Source organism: Bacteroidales bacterium MB20-C3-3 (assembly GCA_035609245.1).
Classification (GTDB): Bacteria; Bacteroidota; Bacteroidia; order Bacteroidales; family UBA932; genus Bact-08.
Window position 1 is genome coordinate 1,502,203 of record CP141202.1, and the last position, 21,495, is coordinate 1,523,697.

At 38.7% G+C, this 21,495-nt stretch carries 22 protein-coding genes and 1 tRNA gene; 13 read left to right on the plus strand and 10 right to left on the minus strand.

Translation table 11 applies throughout. From position 1 onward, the window contains the following. The first annotated feature begins 105 nt into the window (after positions 1 to 105). Both U5907_06790 and U5907_06795 read left to right on the plus strand, forming a co-directional pair. Positions 106 to 903, plus strand: a complete 798-nt coding sequence (locus U5907_06790; protein WRQ32287.1) for an alpha/beta hydrolase — start codon at positions 106 to 108, stop codon at positions 901 to 903. Beyond that, positions 900 to 2,048, plus strand: a complete 1,149-nt coding sequence (locus tag U5907_06795; GenBank protein ID WRQ32288.1) for a P1 family peptidase — start codon at positions 900 to 902, stop codon at positions 2,046 to 2,048. Before U5907_06790 ends, U5907_06795 begins: the two co-directional genes overlap by 4 nt. On the opposite strand, the gene hflX is transcribed toward U5907_06795, so the two are convergent. The 4 genes from hflX to U5907_06815 form a co-directional block, all read right to left on the minus strand. Further along, positions 1,974 to 3,161 carry a GTPase HflX gene (hflX, locus tag U5907_06800; GenBank protein WRQ32289.1) on the minus strand — a complete coding sequence of 396 codons (1,188 nt, stop codon included), beginning with the start codon at positions 3,159 to 3,161 and terminating at the stop codon, positions 1,974 to 1,976. The genes U5907_06795 and hflX overlap by 75 nt on opposite strands. A gap of 66 nt (positions 3,162 to 3,227) precedes the next feature. Beyond that, positions 3,228 to 3,920 carry an energy transducer TonB gene (locus U5907_06805; protein WRQ32290.1) on the minus strand — a complete coding sequence of 231 codons (693 nt, stop codon included), beginning with the start codon at positions 3,918 to 3,920 and terminating at the stop codon, positions 3,228 to 3,230. Between the two features lie 155 nt (positions 3,921 to 4,075). Further along, a tRNA-Ala gene (locus U5907_06810) sits at positions 4,076 to 4,149 on the minus strand. A gap of 41 nt (positions 4,150 to 4,190) precedes the next feature. Further along, complete coding sequence (locus tag U5907_06815; protein WRQ32291.1) at positions 4,191 to 5,132, minus strand: malate dehydrogenase; 942 nt, start codon at positions 5,130 to 5,132, stop codon at positions 4,191 to 4,193. Between the two features lie 58 nt (positions 5,133 to 5,190). Between U5907_06815 and U5907_06820 the strand changes: the two genes are divergently transcribed. Genes U5907_06820 through mnmG form a run of 3 tightly spaced genes read left to right on the plus strand, consistent with a single transcriptional unit; the run spans position 5,191 to position 8,041 of the window. Further along, a complete protein-coding gene (locus U5907_06820; protein ID WRQ32292.1) occupies positions 5,191 to 5,547 on the plus strand; it encodes a carboxymuconolactone decarboxylase family protein in 357 nt (118 codons plus the stop codon). Between the two features lie 12 nt (positions 5,548 to 5,559). Beyond that, positions 5,560 to 5,994 (plus strand): rRNA maturation RNase YbeY, encoded by a 435-nt coding sequence (ybeY, locus tag U5907_06825; protein ID WRQ32293.1) that lies wholly within the window; start codon positions 5,560 to 5,562, stop codon positions 5,992 to 5,994. Beyond that, a complete protein-coding gene (gene mnmG, locus U5907_06830; GenBank protein ID WRQ32294.1) occupies positions 5,987 to 8,041 on the plus strand; it encodes a tRNA uridine-5-carboxymethylaminomethyl(34) synthesis enzyme MnmG in 2,055 nt (684 codons plus the stop codon). The genes ybeY and mnmG overlap by 8 nt, the downstream gene beginning before the upstream one ends. Positions 8,042 to 8,083: 42 nt before the next feature. Here the strand turns inward: mnmG and U5907_06835 are convergent, their stop codons facing one another. The 5 genes from U5907_06835 to ruvA form a co-directional block, all read right to left on the minus strand. Further along, complete coding sequence (locus U5907_06835) at positions 8,084 to 8,956, minus strand: GNAT family N-acetyltransferase (GenBank protein ID WRQ32295.1); 873 nt, start codon at positions 8,954 to 8,956, stop codon at positions 8,084 to 8,086. A 21-nt stretch (positions 8,957 to 8,977) separates the two neighbouring features. After that, a complete protein-coding gene (locus tag U5907_06840; protein WRQ32296.1) occupies positions 8,978 to 10,750 on the minus strand; it encodes a long-chain fatty acid--CoA ligase in 1,773 nt (590 codons plus the stop codon). A 16-nt stretch (positions 10,751 to 10,766) separates the two neighbouring features. Further along, a complete protein-coding gene (locus U5907_06845; protein ID WRQ32297.1) occupies positions 10,767 to 11,789 on the minus strand; it encodes a low specificity L-threonine aldolase in 1,023 nt (340 codons plus the stop codon). Positions 11,790 to 11,901: 112 nt separating this feature from the next. Beyond that, on the minus strand, positions 11,902 to 12,279 hold the full coding sequence (gene gcvH, locus U5907_06850) for a glycine cleavage system protein GcvH (GenBank protein WRQ32298.1): 378 nt from the start codon (positions 12,277 to 12,279) through the stop codon (positions 11,902 to 11,904). A 46-nt stretch (positions 12,280 to 12,325) separates the two neighbouring features. Continuing rightward, positions 12,326 to 12,916, minus strand: a complete 591-nt coding sequence (gene ruvA, locus U5907_06855) for a Holliday junction branch migration protein RuvA (protein ID WRQ32299.1) — start codon at positions 12,914 to 12,916, stop codon at positions 12,326 to 12,328. A gap of 79 nt (positions 12,917 to 12,995) precedes the next feature. Between ruvA and U5907_06860 the strand changes: the two genes are divergently transcribed. The 7 genes from U5907_06860 to U5907_06890 all read left to right on the plus strand — a co-directional run bounded on the left by U5907_06860 (position 12,996) and on the right by U5907_06890 (position 17,856). Further along, positions 12,996 to 14,222, plus strand: a complete 1,227-nt coding sequence (locus tag U5907_06860) for a SufS family cysteine desulfurase (GenBank protein WRQ32300.1) — start codon at positions 12,996 to 12,998, stop codon at positions 14,220 to 14,222. A 12-nt stretch (positions 14,223 to 14,234) separates the two neighbouring features. Further along, positions 14,235 to 14,654 carry a SufE family protein gene (locus tag U5907_06865; protein ID WRQ32301.1) on the plus strand — a complete coding sequence of 140 codons (420 nt, stop codon included), beginning with the start codon at positions 14,235 to 14,237 and terminating at the stop codon, positions 14,652 to 14,654. Next, on the plus strand, positions 14,647 to 14,964 hold the full coding sequence (locus U5907_06870) for an iron-sulfur cluster assembly protein (GenBank protein WRQ34089.1): 318 nt from the start codon (positions 14,647 to 14,649) through the stop codon (positions 14,962 to 14,964). The genes U5907_06865 and U5907_06870 overlap by 8 nt, the downstream gene beginning before the upstream one ends. A 7-nt stretch (positions 14,965 to 14,971) precedes the next feature. Continuing rightward, positions 14,972 to 15,472 (plus strand): 2-amino-4-hydroxy-6-hydroxymethyldihydropteridine diphosphokinase, encoded by a 501-nt coding sequence (gene folK / locus U5907_06875; protein ID WRQ32302.1) that lies wholly within the window; start codon positions 14,972 to 14,974, stop codon positions 15,470 to 15,472. Between the two features lie 8 nt (positions 15,473 to 15,480). After that, positions 15,481 to 16,374, plus strand: coding sequence for a helix-turn-helix transcriptional regulator (locus tag U5907_06880; protein WRQ32303.1), 894 nt, complete (start codon positions 15,481 to 15,483; stop codon positions 16,372 to 16,374). Positions 16,375 to 16,461: 87 nt separating this feature from the next. After that, a complete protein-coding gene (locus U5907_06885) occupies positions 16,462 to 17,190 on the plus strand; it encodes a pirin family protein (protein ID WRQ32304.1) in 729 nt (242 codons plus the stop codon). Positions 17,191 to 17,223: 33 nt separating this feature from the next. Beyond that, on the plus strand, positions 17,224 to 17,856 hold the full coding sequence (locus tag U5907_06890) for a nitroreductase family protein (protein ID WRQ32305.1): 633 nt from the start codon (positions 17,224 to 17,226) through the stop codon (positions 17,854 to 17,856). A 25-nt stretch (positions 17,857 to 17,881) separates the two neighbouring features. On the opposite strand, the gene U5907_06895 is transcribed toward U5907_06890, so the two are convergent. Next, entirely contained in the window at positions 17,882 to 19,858 is a 1,977-nt protein-coding gene (locus U5907_06895; GenBank protein WRQ32306.1) for a cytochrome c biogenesis protein CcdA, read from the minus strand. Positions 19,859 to 19,952: 94 nt separating this feature from the next. On the opposite strand from U5907_06895, the gene U5907_06900 reads away from it, so the two are divergent. Next, the gene (locus U5907_06900; GenBank protein WRQ32307.1) at positions 19,953 to 21,491 is read left to right on the plus strand and encodes a glycine--tRNA ligase; all 1,539 of its coding nucleotides are present in this window, start codon (positions 19,953 to 19,955) and stop codon (positions 21,489 to 21,491) included. The last annotated feature ends 4 nt before the right edge of the window (positions 21,492 to 21,495 follow it).

Consider the following 21,495-nt stretch of genomic DNA (forward strand, 5'->3'; position numbering starts at 1 on the left):
AAATTAATTAAATAAATATTTAGTGTAGGGAATAGGCGTAGCAGAGACGCAAAATTATAAAAAAATCATCACAATTCTTTTTAAATTTGCAAAAAATAAGGGATAATGGAGTTTTTCGCGATTTGCAATGGTATTCCAGTACACATTTCTGATTCTAAAAGAGGGGAGAGGGTTCTCGTTTTGCTCCACGGATATTTGGAGACACTTTATGTATGGCAGGATTTTATACTTAAATTACCCGAAGATATCAGAACAATCTCAATTGATATACCGGGGCATGGGTTGTCTGGCACACACCAGACAGAAAATTCATTAGAATTTTGTGCTAATGTGGTAAAAGATGTTCTCAGGGTTTGCTCAGTTGATAAAGCTACTGTTATGGGCCACTCAATGGGTGGATATATAGCAATTGAGTGTATAAAGAGATATCCTGAGCTTTTTAATGGGATAGTTTTAATGCACTCTACGCCATATTCAGATACTCCGGAAAAAGTTGTTGACAGAGACAGAGAGATAATTCTTGTTAAGCAAGCAAAATTACCTGCTATTGCAAAAATGGGTATCCCTAAAATGTTTGCTCCGGATAATCAAAGAAGGTTTGACGAGAAAATATTTGAAATAGTTGAACTTACTGAAACTCACGATCCGGAGGGTATAGTAGCTTCTATTGAGGGACTAAAAACCAGACCGGACAATCTTGAGGTGTTGGTTAGTACATCGCTGCCGGTTCTTATGTTTTTCGGTGATAACGATTACCATATCTCCCCGGAAAGGGCAAAAGAGCTCTCTGCTGCATTACCTGCAGCTAAATCGGTTTTTCTGGCCAATTCAGGCCATAATGGCTTCCTTGAGGAGCCAGACATAGTCAAGGATGAATTAATTAATTTTATGCCTGTTAAATGAAGAATATAGCTTTGTTTGTAGTGTTTGGAGCTCTGTTGATTTCAACAACGGCAGCTTCACAGAAATCACTCAAAGATTACGGAATCAAGATAGGAGTGATGAAACAGGGCGCTAACAACGCTATAACTGATGTCCCGGGTGTAAGGGTTGGGCACTGTACGCTTATAGAGGGCGAAAATATCAGAACAGGAGTTACAGCAATAATACCACACGAAGGGAATCTTTTTAAAAACAAGGTTCCTGCTTCAATTTTTGTAGGAAATGGATTTGGTAAACTTGCCGGCTATACACAGGTTATTGAGCTGGGTAATATTGAGACGCCTGTTATTTTAACTAATACAATGAGTGTTGCTGCTGCACTGGATGCTCTTATAACATATACTCTGGAGCAGCCAGGTAATGAAAACATTGCCTCTGTTAATGGTGTTGTGGGGGAGACAAATGATGGGGGGCTAAACGATATCCGAGGAAGACACGTAAAACCTCACCATGTCCTTTCTGCAATAGCTAATGCAAGTTCCGGAGCTGTACAACAGGGTGCTGTAGGTGCAGGAACAGGAACAATCTGTTTTGGATACAAGGGGGGAATAGGAACCGCTTCAAGAGTCCTTCCAAACTCTTTAGGTGGCTATACTGTGGGAGTACTTGTTCAGACTAATTATGGCGGAGTCCTTGAAATGGCTGGAATACCTGTTGGAAAAGAGCTTAAAAATTATAGTTACAGCAAAAACATAATGCAGGATATGGACGGCTCCTGCATGATAGTTGTAATCACAGACGCTCCTGTTACTTCCAGAAATCTCCAAAGGATAGCCAAGCGTGCCTTTATGGGGCTTGCAAAATCAGGGGGAATAGCCTCAAATGGGAGTGGTGATTATATCATTGCAATGTCTGTTGCAAAGGAGAATCTGATTGATGAATCAAAATCTTTTTATACTCCTGTTGAACTTCAGAACGACTCAATGTCTCCGCTATTCATGGCCACCATTGAGGCTACAGAGGAGGCTCTTCTGAACTCTCTTACCGCTGCTGTCTCTATGACCGGTTATAAAGGGAGGAGGGTAGAGAGATTACCAGAGGAAGTTATCAAAAGGGTATCTTCCGGCATGAATCTCGGCAACCATCTTGTAGATATCATTCCTTAACTTGTCTATTTGTACCTTTTCTTTAGCCGATATAAATATGCAAGGAGAGTTCTCTTTGTTGATCCAGCTTTTTTTCAGCTCATCAAGGGAGTAATTCTCTCTCTGCTTCTCTCCAAGATCAAATTCATCCTGAGGGACATATTTATAAACGTCAATTTTATTAAATACCAGGAAAGTAGGTTTGTTTTTTGCTCCAATTTCCTCCAATGTTTCTCGGACCACTTTTATCTGTTCTTCAAAATTTGGATGAGAAATATCAACAACATGCATAAGGATATCCGCCTCTCTTACCTCATCAAGAGTGCTCTTAAATGATTCAACAAGCTGGTGTGGAAGTTTTCTGATAAAACCAACTGTATCACTAAGCAAAAAAGGTACATTTTCAATAACTACTTTTCTGACAGTTGTATCAAGTGTTGCAAAAAGTTTGTTCTCTGCAAATACTTCGCTTTTAGCCAGTAGATTCATTAATGTGCTTTTGCCAACATTAGTATAACCTACGAGAGAGATTCTGACCAGGCTTCCCCTGTTTCCTCTCTGGGAGGCCATTTGCCTGTCTATCTTCCTTAGCTGCTCTTTAAGCCTGCTTATTTTATCAAGAATAATCCGTCTGTCTGTCTCAATCTGACTCTCCCCGGGGCCTCTCATTCCAATACCGCCTCTTTGCCTTTCAAGGTGAGTCCACATTCTCGTTAATCTTGGGAGAAGATATTGATATTGTGCAAGTTCTACCTGAGTTTTGGCATATGCAGTTTTTGCCCTCTGAGCAAATATATCCAGTATCAGGTTTGTCCTGTCAAGTATTCTGCATTCAAGTTCTCTCTCTATGTTTCTTAACTGAGAAGGAGTTAGTTCGTCGTCGAAAATAACAAGCTTGATATCATTTTCTGTAATATATGCCTTAATTTCATCAAGCTTTCCGCTTCCAATATAAGTTTTTGGATTTGGTTTATCCACTCTCTGTACAAATGTCTTAACACCAACTGCACCGGCAGTCTCTGCGAGAAACGCAAGCTCATCAAGGTATTCATATACCTTTCTCTCGTCGTCGTTCTGTCTGAGAACTCCTACAAATACGACTTTTTCTAATCCGCTCTCTTCTATTATTGCCATATTATATTGAAAAAAAAGACTGCTTCTGTTCGAGGCAGCCTTTTCTATTATTCTGTAAATATAAAATTATCTTAATTGGAAAATTACCGGGAATGTGTAACGAACCTTTACCGGTTTGTTTCTTTGTCTACCTGGTTTCCATTTAGGTGAAGAAGCAACTACTCTGGCAGCCTCTTTGTCAAGCGAAGCATCAACACCTCTGACAACCTTAACATCACTTACACTACCATCTGTACCAACGAGGAACTGAAGAATAACGCGTCCCTGAACTCCATTCTCTTTAGCAATTTCCGGGTAAACAAGTTTGCTTGCAACCCATTTTGTGAAGGTGTTTTCATCACCACCCTGGAAAGATGGTTTCTCCTCAACTATTGTAAATGGAATCTCTTCGTCCTCTATTACCTCTTCTACCGGACCTTTAACATAGTCCTTAATCTGAACGCCAAGGTTTTTGTCATCCTCTGTATTAATGATTAGTTCGTTTTCGATCTTCATATCATCGTCAACGATTTCAATTACGTCAGATACAGTAGGAATCTTAGGCGCCTCAGCTGGAGGTGGAGGAGTCTCGTTTGTAATTGGAATCATCTCCTCTTCAATAACTGCTGCAGTGTTATCTCCAAGTGTAGAGATCTGCTTGTCATATGTTTTCCACTCAAATGCAAGCAAAACTACTGCCAGAGCTAAAATTAAACCTATTTCCCTGAAAAGAATTTTCTTGTTTTCAAGATCGGCTTTGGGCGTTTTCTTTATTTCCATATCTGTATTAATGTATTCAGAAGTTTATCGAAATGTAAAATTATAAAGAAATAATGATTTGACAAGAGTTATTGTGGATAAACTATGACAAAAAATTACTAATTACAAGAAAATGAAGAAGATAAATTTATTAATTATTGTTAAAAACTTTATTGTGGAGCATATCGGAGTCGAACCGATGACCTCTTGCATGCCATGCAAGCGCTCTAGCCAACTGAGCTAATACCCCAAAATTTTGCATCACAAAGATGCAAAATAATTCTCAATTTGCTAGATGATGTTAAGATCTTTCAAAACATTGTTTGTTGCTCTTACAGCATCTGCGCTTTTGTTGAATGCTTCCTGTTCTTCTGCGTTGAGGTTGAGTTCAACTACCTTTTCCCATCCGTGTCTTCCCACAACTACCGGAACACCAAGACAAATATCGCTTTGACCGTATTCGCCTTCTAGCATTACGCTGCACGGATAGATTTTCTTTTCATCCAGCACGATAGAGCGTACAAGAGCTGCTGCAGCTGCTCCCGGAGCATACCATGCAGAAGTACCAAGATGCTTGGTAAGTGTAGCACCACCCACCATAGTATCCTTAACAACTTGTGAAAGAACATCTTCCGGAAGTAGTTCGCTTACCGGGATTCCTCTAAGGTTAGCGAATCTTATGAGAGGAATCATTGTTGTATCTCCATGACCTCCAATTACCATGCCAGCTACATCACTTGCAGGTGATTTCAGAGCTGTTCTCAAATAGTATACAAATCTGTTGCTATCAAGAATTCCACCCATCCCAATAACTTTATTTTTAGGGAGTTTTGCTTTGGCAACAGTAAGATAAGTCATTGTATCCATAGGGTTGGATATAATAACAAAAATTGCATTTGGAGAATACTTTAGAGCATTTTCAACAACATTCCCAACAATTTCTGCATTTGTACCTATTAATTCTTCTCTGGTCATCCCCGGTTTTCTTGGAATACCTGAAGTAATAACAACAACCTTTGATTTAGCAGTAGCAGCGTAATCGTTTGTTACCCCTTTAATTGTGGTATCAAACCTTAGTAATTTTGCGGTCTGCATCATATCTATTGCTTTTCCCTCCGCAATACCCTCTTTGATATCCAAGAGAACAATTTCACCTGCAAATTGCAACATATTCATTGCGTTAACGCATGTTGCTCCAACATTGCCGGCACCTATGACAGTTACTTTAGACATAATAGTAAAAAATTTTGATTAGTATATTTTGTGTAGTTTTGCGCAAAAATTTTATTGTATGAGCAGAATAGACGAATTCCGCACATTTCGTGCCAAAATGAACAAAAAAATATTAGATTCAGATAATTTATTTTTCAAGAGATTTTATAATCTGGATACAAGATGTTATGAGGATGGTGCACTTCCGGCTGTTACCAAAGAGATGCTTGGTTTAGCAACATCTGCTGTCTTAAGATGTGATGATTGTATAAAATATCATCTTGAAAAGTGTTTTGAATTAGGAGTATCAAGAGAACAGATGTTTGAAATTATGTCAGTTGCAAACCTTGTTGGGGGGTCAATTGTTATACCTCACACAAGAAGAGCTGTAGAATACTGGGATTTACTGGAAGAGGAAGCTTCAGAAACAAAATAAATTCTTTAATAGATGATAGTTTACCATAGTGAGGATGTTAGTTTTGCTTTAAAGAACAAAAGAGAAATATCTTCCTGGATTAAGAGAATTGTTTCAACAGAAAGCAAAAATCAATGTAAAATTGGTGATATAAATATCATCTTTTGCAGTGATAATTATTTACTTGAAATGAACAATAAATATCTTAAACATAACTATTTCACCGATATTATTACTTTTGATTACTGCGAGTCTGATATTATTTCCGGAGATCTTTTTATTAGTATTGACACAGTTAAATCTAATAGTTTTGAATATAAAACTGATTTTCTGGATGAGCTTTTCAGAGTAATTATACATGGCATTTTACATCTTCTTGGGTTTAATGATTCGACCGCAGAGGAGCAAATTGAGATGAAATCAGCTGAAGAGAGATCTTTAAGCAACTTACAAATTAGGAATGGGTAATAGATACGATATAATTGTTATAGGTGCCGGACATGCCGGATGCGAGGCAGCTCACGCTGCAGCAAAAATGGGATCAAGTGTTCTGCTCTTAACTATGGATATGGGCAAAATTGCACAGATGTCTTGCAATCCGGCAATCGGAGGCATAGCAAAGGGGCAGATAGTCAGAGAGATAGACGCACTAGGAGGAGCAACTGGTATTGTAACTGACGCTAGTACTATACAGTTTAGAATGCTTAACAGATCAAAGGGACCTGCAATGTGGAGCCCCAGAGCTCAATGTGACAGACAGCATTTTTCTCTCAACTGGAGATATATATTAGAAAATACTCCCGGTTTGAATTTGTGGCAGGATACTGTTACTCAGTTTATATTTGAAGATGGTAAAGTGGCTGGAGTCATTACAGAATTGGGTGCAAAATTCTTTGCTCACTCTGTAATTCTTACTGCCGGTACCTTCTTAAATGGCAAGCTGTATATTGGTCAAAATACAACTGATGGGGGAAGGGTAGGAGAGCCAACATCAAAACATTTATCAGAACAACTGTTTGAGCTGGGGTTTGAGGTAGATAAAATGAAAACGGGAACTCCTCCTCGAATTGACGCTAGATCTGTTGATTTGTCCAAGTTGGAAATTCAGTATGGAGACACCTCTCCTGAAAAGTTTTCCTTTTTATCAAAGCCTTCCCCGATACAGTCTGCAACTGAACAGATGTCCTGTTATATGGTGCATACGAACGAGAGCGTGCACGATATTTTAAAAGGCGGGTTTAAGTTTTCGCCTCTTTTTTCAGGGAAAATTTCAGGAAGAGGGCCAAGATACTGCCCAAGTATTGAAGATAAATTAAAAACATTCTCTGATAAAAACTCTCATCAACTTTTCCTTGAACCAGAGGGATGGAATACCCATGAGTATTATCTTCAAGGGTTCTCTTCTTCCTTGCCATTGGATATACAGTACAGTGCTTTACGGGCAATACCGGGGTTTGAAAAGGTAATTATATTCCGTCCTGCTTACGCTGTAGAGTACGATTACTTTCCTCCAACGCAATTATTCCACACATTAGAGACAAAAAAAGTGGAAAACTTATATTTTGCAGGCCAGGTTAATGGTACCACAGGATATGAAGAGGCAGCTGCCCAAGGACTGATGGCAGGGATAAATGCCCATTTAAAAATTAATGGAAAAGAGCCTCTTGTACTTAAAAGAGACGAAGCTTATATTGGTGTGCTTATTGACGACCTTGTTACTAAAGGGGTAGATGAACCATACAGAATGTTTACATCAAGAGCAGAATACAGGATTCTATTAAGACAGGATAATGCAGACCTGAGACTTACTGAAACGGGATACAATGTAGGATTAGCTTCGCTGGAGCGCGTTGAACTTACAAGGAAAAAATATAATTTCATTAGAAGGTTTATACAATTTCTTGAGAATGCATCTGTTTCTCCTGAAGATATCAACAACTACCTTCAAACTATAAATTCATCAATAATCACACAAAAGAGAAAACTATCAGACATTCTTAGTCGACCACAAAGCGAGATTATTGATTTCTTAAAAAATGTTCCACGAGGAACATTTGATGACCCACTGATAGGAAGCGACTTGGAGTCCGTTGTTTTTAGTGCTTTAAATATTCAAACAGATTCCTATAAACAGCTAGAGGACAATAGCAATGAATTAGTTTATCTAATTAATAAGTTAATTGATTCTCAAACCAATCTTCCCTATAAGGCAAATGGTGTAGATGACTTTAGTGTAGCGTTTAGATTGTTTTCAAAAGAGTTAATCTCTTCTGTTGAAATATTTGTTAAATACAAGGGTTATATTGACAGGGAGAAGCGAATTGCTGAAAAGATTCTAAAACTTGAAGAGATTAAAATACCTGATAATTTTAATTACGATGCCCTAAAATCCCTCTCCATAGAGTCACGGCAGAAATTATCTAAACATAAACCAAAGACCATATCGCACGCTTCAAGAATTCCTGGCGTATCTCCTGCGGATATATCTATTTTATTAGTTTATTTTGGACGGTAAATAGAGAGAAAGTATTGATAGGTTCCACGGGGAACTTATTTGCTACTCCATAGGGAGGGAGAGTTTGTAATTTTCGCAATATGAAAAGATATTTGGCGTGAGCTCCATAAAAAGGGCCGAAAGGCTTCTCGTGCATGGTTCTCCCCCGGTTTTTGGAGGGTAGGAGATTCTCCAATTTTTGGCTTGTGGGTATCTGATATCAAGTTCTTTTCCGAATATTTCTGTGAAACTATCTATATCAGCAGTTGTTTCTAAAACATCTAATATAAATCCGTTTTCTGAAGGGTATCCTATGCAGAAATTTCCGCTAATTGAATCTTTTATGAGAAAACCGTTCCTTTCAAGGATCTCTTTTATGGAGTATGATAGAATATCTTTTGGCCATAAGAAGGAGGAGTTAGAGAGCAGATTTTCTCTTTCATTGTAAAAGTCTGAAAAATCTGAAAAGGGGATATCTTCAATTACTCGTTCATTCTCCTTGATCTCTTTAAATTTTGAAGAAATCAATATGTTTTCGGAAAAAAGATCTTTGTTAAAACCGAGTTTTCTGTATAGTGAAAAGAGTGTATCGGTTGCCGGTTTGACTAAAAAGTATTCAATACCCTCATTTTTTAGCAACTCAATACCGTAATTAATTAAATGCATAGAATATGAGTGCCCTCTGAATTCTGGTAACGTGCCAACTCCGTAAAGATATGCGCCTCTATGGCTGATGTTCCCGGAATTGAAATAAGATGGTAATATTGAAATTACTGAAACATCTCCCTCGGATTTATTGCCAAGCAATAGGGTGGTCGTGTAAGGAAAGCAATAATCAAGATAATCATTTATATAATCTTGATCATCAGTAAAACAAGAGAGCCATATTTTGAATATGGCTTCTCTGTCCTGAATTGTGGCTTTTCTGATGTCCAAATTTGAATTATTTAAATGAATTTACTCGTTTTTATAAATCTCAGATATTGTATCTGCATACTTAGCCTTTATTTTATTTCTTTTTAGTTTAAGCGTTTGTGATAGCATATCATTTAATGGTGTCCACTCATCAATTATTAATTTGACTCTCTTCACCTGTTCGTGTGCTGCCAGTTTTGAATTTACCTTTTCTATTTCACGATTTATTTTCTTAACTACTTCAGTATTAGAGATAAGCTCTTGGTTGTCTGTGTATTGTACTTTGTGTTTTGCAGCCCAGAAGTGTAACTTACTAATATTAGGAATAATTAAAGCAGAGGCAAATTTTTGATTTTCACCAACAACCATGCAATTTTCAATGTATGATGACTCTTTTAGCATATTTTCAATTACCTGAGGTGCAATATATTTGCCTGCTGATAATTTGAAGATTTCTTTTTTACGATCTGTAATTTTTAGAAATATCTTATCTACCATTACACCTATATCACCTGTGTGAAGCCAACCCTGTTCATCAATTACCTGTTTTGTATATTCAGGGTCTTTGTAATATCCCAGCATAACATGAGGACCACGAGTTAATATCTCTCCATCATCAGCAATCATCATCTCTGTTCCTTCCATTCTTTTTCCAACAGTGCCTATTTTGATAATCATCTCTTTAGGGTTGTTTACAGCGATAACCGGAGAGGCCTCTGTCATTCCATAGCCCTCAAAAATATACATTTTGGCAGCTGTAAAAAGGCGAATTATTTTAGCCTGAATAGCTGATCCTCCCGATACTATAAGCATCTCCTTGCCACCTAGTTTCTCTCTCCATTTGCTGTAAACAAGTTTGTCTGCAATAGCATATTGCATTTTATATAAAATGCTGTTTTTTGTATAGTCAAATTTTATAGCGATGCGGAAGGCCCATCTATAAATTATTTTTTTAATTCCATCCAGATCTTTTCCAGCTGCTTCAAGTTTTGAGTACATCATCTCAAGTACTCTTGGCACTGCACAAAATCCGTCGGCTTTACTGTCTGCCAGGTCAGAAGCAATTGTTGAGAGACTCTCTGCGTAGTAAATGCTTATTCCAAGGTATTGGTAGTCATAGTTCATACCTCTTTCGTAAATATGGCAAAGAGGCAGGAAGCTTAACATTTTGTGTGTGTGATCTCTGATTTGCTGGACAGCTGTTCCTATAAAGTTAAAAACCAGATTTTTGTGTGAAAGCATCACTCCTTTAGGGGTTCCGGTTGTTCCTGATGTATAAATTATAGTCGCTACTTCGTTTTCGCCTGTCTGAGATTTTATTGTATCTACCTCTGCTTTATATTTGTCAATGTTTTCTTTACCAAGTTTGTAAAGCTCTTCAATTGATGTAAATCCGTCACTCTCTTCAATAGTGTATATTTTAATATCTCTGTCAACTTTTTTGATTATTGGAACAAGTTTTTTGACAAGAGTATCTGTGCCCAGAAAAACTGCTTTTGCATCACTATGGTTGAAAATGTGAAGGTAGTCGTCATTACTAAGTGTTGTATAAACAGGCACATGAATTAATCCTGCCATCATCATACCCATATCAAGAAAATTCCACTCCGGTCTGTTGGGCATAATGGTAATTGCTTTGTCTCCTTTGCCGAGTCCTATTGATAAAAGGGCATAGGAGATAAGATGAGAGTGCTCGTAATAGCTTTGAGTGGAGTACTTAATCCATTTACCTGCGCTTTTTCTGCTCAGGATATCCTCTTTTGGATATTTTTCAACCAACTGGTCCAGCAGGTCAAAAACTCTTGTTACTGCCATATTTATTGTGTTTAGGTTATAAAAGCTCTTTGATATCAGAGACAAAATTATCAATATCCTTTTTTGTGGTATTAAATGAGCACATCCATCTTACTTCACCAGTCACTTCATCCCAAATATAAAAATAGTGCTTTTTCATAAGTTTCTCGCAAAGATCCGCTGGTATTATCGCGAATACGACATTGGTCTCTACCGGCCTTGATATAATAACATCTTTAATTCCGGCAAGTTCACTTTGAAGGTATTTAGCCATGGAATTTGAGTGAGATGCGAGCCTAATATTAAGCCCATCTCTTAAATATGCATCAAACTGGGCTGCAATAAATCTATTTTTAGAAAATAGCTGTGCTCTTTGTTTCCGTATGTATTGAAAATCCTCTGCAAGTTCTTTCCTGAAAAACACAACTGCTTCTCCTATAAGGAGTCCGTTTTTTGTTCCTCCAAAAGATAGTGCGTCTACTCCCTGATCTGTAATAAATTCCTTAATGGGTAATCCGAGAGAAGCTGAGGCATTGGATATTCTTGATCCATCTACATGCAAGTAGCCTTTATGGTCATGCATTAGGTCTGCCAGGGCTCTGATTTCAGATGGGCTGTACAAAGTTCCAAGCTCAGTAGGTTGAGAAATAGAGAGAACTTTCGGTTGGGAGTGATGTTGAAAACCAAAGCCTTTAAGTTCACTTTTTACAGTTTCCGGAGAGACCTTTCCATCAATAACAGGCAGGGGAACAAGCTTTGCTCCTGTCATTAACTCCGGGGCACCGCACTCATCAACATTAATGTGAGCACTCTCAGGACATAAAATGGAATTAAAAGTGTTTGTCATTGCTTTTAATGCAAGAATATTTGCTCCGGTTCCATTGAAAACAAAAAATGGGATAGCAGACTCCCCCAATATTCGTTTAATTGCGCCTACTGCCTTTTGTGTGTATTCATCCTCCCCATAGGCAACCTGAAAGTCTTTATTTGCTTCAATTATTGCATCAATAATCTCAGGAGCAGCACCTGAGTGGTTATCACTTCCAAAACTATGTCTCATCTATGGCTAATTTTTATTATTTGTTAGTGTGCGTAAATTTAAAATTTTATCTGAGCAACTCAAAAAAAAGAGCGCCCAAAAAAGGGCGCTCTTTTAAATTGATATCGATTATTTATGCAATAAATGCTTCGTAAGCAGCTGCATCCATAAGTTCATCTATCTCTGAAGGATTTGTAAGTTTTACTTTAATCATCCAGCCGGCTCCGTAAGGATCTTTGTTTACAGATTCCGGAGCGCTTTCCAGATTTGAGTTAAACTCAATTATTTCTCCTGAAACAGGCATTAAGCCGTCAGCTACTGTTTTAACAGCCTCAATTGCTCCAAAAACATCACCTGCTGAAAGTGTTTCTCCTTCAGTCTGGATGTCAACGAATACAATGTCGCCAAGTTGTCCCTGTGCGAATTCTGTGATACCGATTGTTGCTGTATCACCTTCAACAAGTACCCATTCGTGGTCTTTGCTGTACTTAAGATTTGCAGGTATGCTCATAATTTTGTTATTAAATTTGTTGCAAATTTATTAAAATAATTCAAATTTATAATCTTTTCAATGATAGCTTTATCAGCTCCTCCAGTGCAGTTACAGGATCCTCGCGGAGAATTCCGTCCACTACCTTTTCCACATTTGCTTTACCAAATCCAAGCAGAATAAGAGCAGAAACAGCCTCATCGCGTCGGCCGTCTGAGAAAGATGTAATACCCCCGGTTATAACAGGCGCTCCTGTACCCTTTGCAATTTTGTCTTTAAGATCAATAAGGAGCCTCTGTGCTGTTTTAAGTCCAATGCCCTTAATGCTTTTCAGTCTGTTTATATCTCCTGTAATAATTGCATTTCTTATCTCATCAGATGTCATTGAAGAGAGCATCATACGGGCTGTGTTAGGGCCGATTCCGGAAACCTCTATAAGATGCTGAAATATAGACCTCTCCTCTTTGTCATAGAATCCATACATAAGTTCAATATCCTCTCTCAAATGATGGTGAATATAGAGCTTTGCCTTTGATCCTGCCTGGAGTCTGGAGTATGTCTGAAGAGATATCTGCAATTTGAAGCCAAAGCTTCCTGTATCAATCACAACTTCAGTTGGTCCAATCTCAATAACCTCCCCTTTTATATAATCGTACATTGTCTGGAATTAAACTATTCTTGCAAATTTATGTTTAATTTTGCAGGAATCAATCAATATTCCACTGAATAATTGCGTAATGAACAGAATCGTAAACATAGAGGGAATGAGGAGCCATTTCCCGGCACTAGAGCAAAAGGTTCACGGTAAAGACTTGGTTTACTTTGATAACGGGGCAACCGCACAGAAACCACAAAGTGTTATATCCCTCATAAACGAGATGAATTCCGGCACAAATGGTAATATTCACAGGGCTGTACACGAATTGAGCGCAAGATGCACCTCTCTATATGAGTCTGCAAGATTGTCCATAAAAGATTTTATCAATTCACCCTCTTCTGAAGAGATAATATTTACATCAGGAACCACGGCATCAATAAATTTGGTTGCTTTTAGTTTTACTCAAAGATTTATTAATAAAGGGGATTCTGTTATAATTTGCGAGGCAGACCATCACTCAAATATTGTTCCCTGGCAAATGGCTTGCGAAAGGAGCGGAGCTGAGCTTAAAATTTTACCCGTTGACGAGAACGGTGAATGGGATCTTGAGCAGCTGGACTCTCTTTTGGATGAGAAAGTTAAGATTGTTTCTGTCGCCCATATATCAAATGTTCTTGGGATAGAGAATCCTGTATCAATACTGATTGAGAAGGCTCATAAAGCAGGAGCTCGCGTTCTGCTTGACGGAGCACAGGGAATAGTTCATGGGGATGTTGATGTTCAAAAACTTGACTGTGATTTCTATGCATTCTCCGGCCATAAACTTTACGGACCTACAGGCACTGGAGTCCTTTATGGAAAAAGAGAGATTCTGGAAGAGATCTCTCCATGGATGGGAGGAGGTGATATGGTTGATACAGTCTCTCTATATAAAACTACATACGCGCCAATCCCTCTTAAATTTGAAGCAGGTACACCAAATTTTATTGGTGCAGCTGCTCTTGGGGAGGCTGTAAACTTCATTCAGCAAATAGATAAAAATTTCATTGTTGAACAAGAGCAATTACTTACATCATCTTTGTTAAGCGCGTTAAAAGAAATTGACGGGTTGGTTATATACGGAGACTCAGTAAATAAGCTCCCTATTTTTTCATTTAATGTAGAGGGTGTTCATCATACGGATCTGGCAATGCTGTTGGATAAAATGGGCGTTGCAGTTAGATCTGGTATGATGTGCTGTGAGCCACTGATGAACAGATTTAATGTAACAGGTATGGTTAGGGCTTCGTTGCTATCTTATAACACAGTTGAAGAGACTGACATGTTTATATTGGCGCTTCAAAGAGCTATAAGAATGTTAAAATAAATAATATAATAAATGTCAATTAAAGAAACAGAGCAACAAATTGTTGATGAATTTTCTCTCTTTACAGATTGGTTGGATAAATATGAGTATCTGATTGATTTGGGCAGATCTCTTCCAATCATTAAAGAGTCAGGAAGAGATGAGAAAAATTTAATAAAGGGATGTCAGTCAAGAGTATGGCTTGCTGCAGATTATTCAGATGGGAAGATTTGGTTTACAGCAGACAGTGATGCTATTATAACAAAAGGCATAATATCTTTGTTAGTAAGAGTCTTCTCCGGAAGAACTCCTCAGGAGATAATTGATGCAGACCTAAATTTTATAAAAGAGATAGGCCTTGAGGAGAACCTTTCGCCTACAAGGGCAAACGGACTGCTATCAATGATAAAACAGATTAAGTTTTACGCTGTGGCTTTTGCTGCAAATAAATAGGAAACATATGATTTCAGAAAAAAATATTGTATTAGCACTGAAGCAGGTTTATGACCCGGAGATACCGGTAAATGTGTATGACCTTGGACTTATTTACGAGATTAAAAGTAATGAGGATGGTAAGGTAGATGTTAAGATGACCCTTACTGCACCAAATTGTCCTATGGCAGATCAGCTTCTTCAGGATGTATTTGATGCTGTTTCAGATGTTCCCGGAGTAAAAGATGTGGCTTTAGAGCTTACTTTTGAACCGCCTTGGGACAAGAGCAGGATGAGTGAAGAGGCTCTTCTTGAGCTTGGAATGTTATAGAACAATAATGGAAGAGATAATTCTTCTGCTGGGAAGCAATAAAGGTAACAGATTAACTTATTTGAGCGAGGCCGTTCAAAAAATATCTTTATTGTCAAAATCGCCTGTTGTTACCTCATCAATATATGAAAGCGAACCCTGGGGCTTTGAAACAGAGATCTGGTTCCTGAACATGGCAGTTTTATTATCTTCTGATATAATACCTGAAGAGCTTTTAAAAGTGGTCCTGAATATTGAGAGAGAGCTTGGAAGAGTCCGCAATCCGGATTCAAACTGTTATGAATCCAGAGAGATAGATATTGATATAATCTTTTATGGCTCCAGGGTAATTGATACAAATGAATTATCAACTCCTCATCCAAGAATGCATTTAAGAAAATTTGTTCTGGCTCCTGTTTGTGAGATTCGCCCCGATTTTATTCATCCATTACTTTTGAAAAGAGTTGACGATTTATTGGAATTATGTGAAGATAAATCGGTTGTAATTAAAAGTTGCAGAGTATTATAACATAAGCATTGAAAAATTCACTCTTTACAGAATCAAGAGGAACAGAGATTCCTGCATTTGACCTTCATCACGAAGATCAGGCAGTTCTCTTTGCCTACAGGTCTATGGAGGAGATTTTTGACGAGAGTGGTGCTACTCCTGATGACCCTCACAAACATAACTTCTATACGATCATATTTTCTAAAAGAGGAGAAGGGGAGCACATAATTGATTTCAGTAACTATGAGATAAAGGACAACAGGGTTTTCTTTCTTATGCCCGGGCAGGTTCATCAAGTTTATACTCCTGTAAGGCCAGAGGGTTTGGTAATTATGTTTACAGGGGAGTTTCTTTGTAAATATCATATTAATGAGGACTTCCTGACAAATTTGGGCCTCTTTTCCTGTAAACCCGATACTCCGCCTCTCGACCTGTCGGAGGAGAGAGCAGCTAAGATTTTTAGTATGGGAAAAGAGATTGAGGCACTTTTTTACAGAGGCGACAGATATGTAAATGAAGCTGTAGCTTCTTGGCTTAAACTTTTTCTAATTGAGTGCAACAGTGAATTAGACAGGAGTTTTAATGGCAATACTCAACTTTTAGAAACCGGCAGGGACCTTGTAGGCAGATTCAGGAGACTGCTTGAAGAGAGATTTCGTGAATGGCATCAGGTATCTGATTATTCAGCCTCTCTTAATATTACTTCTGACTATCTTAATACAGTTATGAAGGATGCTGTTGGGACAAATGCTAAAGATTTTATTCAGAAGAGAATCATTGTTGAGTCAAAGCGTCTGGGAATCCATACAGAATTAACATCAAAAGAGATAGCGTACTCTTTGGGTTTTCAGGACCCTGCACATTTTAATAACTTTTTCAAGAAGAGAGAGGGAGTAACTTTTTCTCAATTCAGGGAGAGTTAGGATTTTTACAATAGGTTCCCGGTTTTTTGCATTTACACAAATATTCTAAGTCAATACCTTTGCATTATTAATTTATTAAGCAAAGTTATGGCAACAAATACAAAAAAATATAATTTTATTAAAGGCTCATCCAGAGGTCATGCAGATCATGGATGGCTAAAATCTTCACACTCGTTTTCGTTTGCAAATTATTTCGATCCTGAGAGAGTTCATTTTGGAGCCCTGAGAGTTCTAAATGATGATTATGTGGCAGCAGGGGAGGGATTCGGGAAACACCCTCACGATAATATGGAGATTATCTCAATTCCTTTAAGCGGAGAGCTTAAGCATGGGGATAGTATGGGAAATACTACGGTTATAAAAGAGGGAGAGGTACAGGTTATGAGTGCCGGAACAGGAATAATTCACAGTGAAATGAACAACAGAACGGACATGGCTGTTCAGTTCCTGCAGATCTGGATATTTCCGGATAAAAAGAATGTCATGCCAAGGTACGACCAGAAACTGATTGACAAAGAGAGCGTAACAAACAGGCTTGGAGAGATTGTCTCTCCTAACGAAGGGGAAGAGGGGGTTTGGATAAATCAGCAAGCATGGTTTTATCTTGGAGAATTTTCAGATAATCAAACGATTGAGTATTTAACTAAGAATAGAGAAAATGGAATTTACATATTTTTGTTAGAGGGAGAGGCAACCATTGACGCTCACAAATTGAATAGAAGAGATGCTATTGCAGTGACTGAAGCAGAAGTACTAAGTATAGATATAAGTAAAGACTCAAAAATCCTTGTTATGGAAGTTCCTATGACATGGTAATTAAATTAAATAAACAGATAAATTAACAATACAATGAAAGTAGTAGAAGGACTTAAATGGAGATATGCAGTCAAAAGATTTGACTCAACCAGAAAACTAACTAAAGATCAGATAGATTACCTCAAAGAAGCAATAAATTTTATACCATCTTCTTACGGTCTTCAGCCGTATAAAGTTCTTGAAATAGAGAGCAAGGAGATGCGTGAAAAACTAAGAGAGGCAGCTTACGGACAACCACAGCTGACAGAGGCTGCTCATGTTTTTGTGTTTGCAAATTTCACTGATTATGGACCTGACAAGGTAGACTCATTTATAAAGCTTTCTGCAGCGACAAACAATATTCCTGAAGAGAACAGCAATGGATACAGAGATATGCTAAACGGAATTATCTCTTCAATGACTCCTGAGCAAATTTCTACATGGAATTCAAAACAAGCCTATATTGCGCTGGGCGCTCTTCTCTCTGCAGCAGCTGAACAGGAGATAGATGCTGCTGCTATGGAGGGCTTTGACAAGGCAAAATTTGATGAAATTCTGGGTCTTAAGGAGAAGGGACTTACATCTGTTTGCATTGGTGCAGTTGGATACAGGTCTCCTGAAGACCAAAACCAGTTCCTTAAGAAGGTTAGAAAGCCGATGGAGCAGCTATTTGAGAAAATCAGCTGATCCATCAGAATAATTTAAGTAATAACTATTGCTGGCTCTTACTGTAATTATCAAGGCCGGCTTTTAGAAATGCGAGGTACTCCTCTACTGTAGATTCCCCTACAGGTGCAGAGAGTACCTCTTCATTATGGCCCACTATTATATACAGAGGTTGAGAGGCTTTCCCAAAACGGGTCAGCTGATAATCCCTGAGCTTTCTGCCAAGAGTATTCTTCACTTTTCCGTCTATTGCTGAAGTCACCTGCTCTTCCATCGGAAGCTCTGTTCTGTCGTCAACATATAGCGAAACAAGAACCACCTGGTCTCTTAAAATTGCCTGAACTTCAGGATTGCTCCAAACCTTTGCCTCCATTACCTTACAAGCGCTGCAGGTATGTGATTTGAAAGAGAGGAGCAGGGGTTTGTTCTGCTCTTTTGCACATTCAATCGCCTCGGCAATATCGTAATAACTGGGGAGTCCGTAAGGGACAATGTTATTACTGTTTGCATATTTAGCGGGTCCGCACAGACCCTGAGTTATTGCGCCTTGTACAGTGCCGGATTGTTGACCGGTGCCAGATCCAATTGTAAATGTGCTCTCATCAGATGGAGGGAGCAGTCCTGAAAGTGAGTTCAGTGGAGCTCCAAAGAGTCCGGGAACGAGGTATACGGCAAAAGAGAATGAGGCTATTGCAAATAGTAGTCTGAAAGTTCCAACATGGTTGATATCTGAATCATGTGATGTTTTAATTTTGCCCAGAAGATAAACACCAAGCAGAATAGACAGCACAATCCAGATTGAGATAACAAGTGTTCTTGTTATAATTCCAAGGCCAAAATAGGCATCTGCAGAGGCCAGGTATTTGAAACTGAAGCCCAGAAGGATAAATGCAAAAACAACTTTAACAACATTGAGCCATCCGCCTGATTTTGGCATCTTCTTCATTAGAGATGGGAAAAATGAAAAGAGCACAAAAGGAAGTGAGAACGCTAGTCCAAAAAACATCATACCAAGAATGGGTTTTGCTGCCAATCCCCCTGTAACTGCTGCGGCGAGTATTGATCCAACAAATGGTCCTGTGCAGGAGAATGATACTATTACCATTGCCAGGGCTACAAAGAAAGAGGCTATTATTCCGCCTTTGTCTGCTTTGGCATCTGCTTTGTTTGCGAGGCCTGAAGGAAGCGTTATTTCGAATGCCCCAAAGAATGATATTGCAAAAATTATAAAAAGGACTGCAAATAGTATGTTTGGTATCCAGTGTGTTCCTAAAACATCTGTTGCATCAGTACTCTGGAACATTGCAACTATTACCCCCACGAGTGTGTATATAAGTGTCACAGATAGGCCGAATACAAGGCCTTTGACAATTCCATCTCTCTTGTTCCCCCCTCCGCTTATAAAGAAACTAACAGTCATAGGAATCATGGGAAATACGCAAGGTGTAAAAACACCACCCAGGCCGGCAGCAAAAGCTATAAGTAAAAATACGAGAAGACCTTCTGACTCTCCGGTCTCGTTTCCGGACCCGGATACTTCAGCAGGGGCGTCCATTTCTGTACTATTAGCCGGTTCACCTGCAGGAATCTCAAACTTGACATCCATTTCATCCATAAGGCACTCTCCTCCGTTGCATGTTTGATATGTTAGCATACCAATCACTTTAATCGGCTCGGAAGATGTTCTTTTTATGGTCTGAACGAAAGAGGCCTTTTTTTCGAATACTTTGACCTCTATGCCAAAAGCCTCGTCCATTTTTGGCTTAGCCTCATCCAGGTCTCTTAGCTTGCCGACAAGTTCATATCCAATAGGGCTTGTAACCTCAAAACTTGTAGGAAGAGGTCCGTTAGCTATTGGATCTGAGTTGTACATGTACCAGGGAGATTCAATATTTGCTTTGAAAATTAAATCAATTGTTCCGTCTCCGTTGTCTTTCTGTTCATATTGCCAGGTTGCCACCGGTTGAGCCCATACAGAAACAAAAACAAAAAGGGATAATAGTGTTGTGAGTATTTTACGCATAGTTGCTAATATTTCTTACATTTATAAAAGGCAAATTTATCAAAAATCTCTAAAAAAGCAGTATTTTTGCCGTTTATAAACAGATTTGAGATTTATGACACAAGAGGAGTTGTTCAAGAATTTGATTGCTCATGCGAAAGAGTATGGTTTTATCTTTCAGTCGAGCGAGATTTATGATGGATTGAGTGCTGTGTATGATTACGGCCAACTTGGTGCTGAATTGAAAAACAATATCAAGAGATACTGGTGGGAGGCGATGGTGCGCCTGAACGATAATATTGTGGGGATTGATTCGGCAATCTTTATGCACCCTAAAGTGTGGGAGGCTTCCGGCCATGTAGGGGCTTTTAACGACCCTCTTATTGACAATAAAGACTCTAAAAAGAGATATAGGGCAGATGTTCTCCTGGAGGATCATATTGCAAAGATTGAAGAGAAGATAGAGAAAGAGGTTGAGAAGGGTAAAAAGAGATTTGGGGATGCATTTGATGAGCAGCAGTTCAGACTGACAAATCCCAATGTTCTAAGAAACAGGGAGAAGGCTGATGAAGTGAGCCGAAGGATGAACGAAGCGTTAAACGCGAACGATCTTGAGGCTGTCAAGCAACTTATTATTGATTGTGAGATAGTATGTCCCATATCAGGAAGCAGAAACTGGACAGATGTAAGGCAGTTTAACCTTATGTTCTCTACACAGATGGGCAGCGTAAGTGAAGATGCTAATGTTATATACCTGAGACCAGAGACTGCTCAGGGGATTTTCGTCAACTTCCTTAATGTGCAGAAAACAGGCAGAATGAAGGTTCCGTTTGGAATTGCTCAGATTGGTAAAGCTTTCAGGAATGAGATTGTTGCCAGACAGTTTATCTTTAGAATGAGGGAGTTTGAGCAGATGGAGATGCAGTTTTTTGTTCGTCCCGGTGAGGAGATGAAATGGTACGAGCACTGGAAACAAAAGAGGCTCTCCTGGCATAAGGCTCTTGGATTGGGAGAGGAGAAATACAGATTCCACAATCACGAGAAGCTTGCACACTATGCAAATGCAGCAGCTGATATAGAGTTTGATTTTCCTTTTGGATTTAAGGAGCTTGAGGGAATACACTCAAGAACAGATTTTGACCTGAGTCAGCACCAGAAGTTCTCAGGAAGGAAGATTCAGTATTTTGATCCGGAGACTAATGAGAGCTATGTTCCTTTTGTTGTGGAGACATCAATCGGCCTTGACAGAACCTTTCTTGCTGTATATTCAACAGCTTATACAGAGGAGAAGCTGGATAACGGAGAGGAGAGGGTAGTTCTTAAATTGCCGGCAATTCTTGCCCCTGTTAAGGTGGCTGTGTTACCGCTTATAAAGAAGGACGGGCTTCCTGAGAAGGCGAGGGAGATAATGAATGATCTTAAGTTTGATTATAATTGCCAGTACGATGAAAAAGACAGTATTGGTAAGAGATACCGCAGACAAGATGCAATAGGTACACCATATTGCATTACAATAGACCATCAGACACTTGAGGATGGATGTGTAACAATCAGGGAGAGGGATACAATGGCTCAGGAGCGTGTGCCGGTTGAAAAGGTAAGAGGTATTGTTGAGGAGCGGGTTAGTTTAAGAAAAGTGCTTGAAAAAATTTAATACT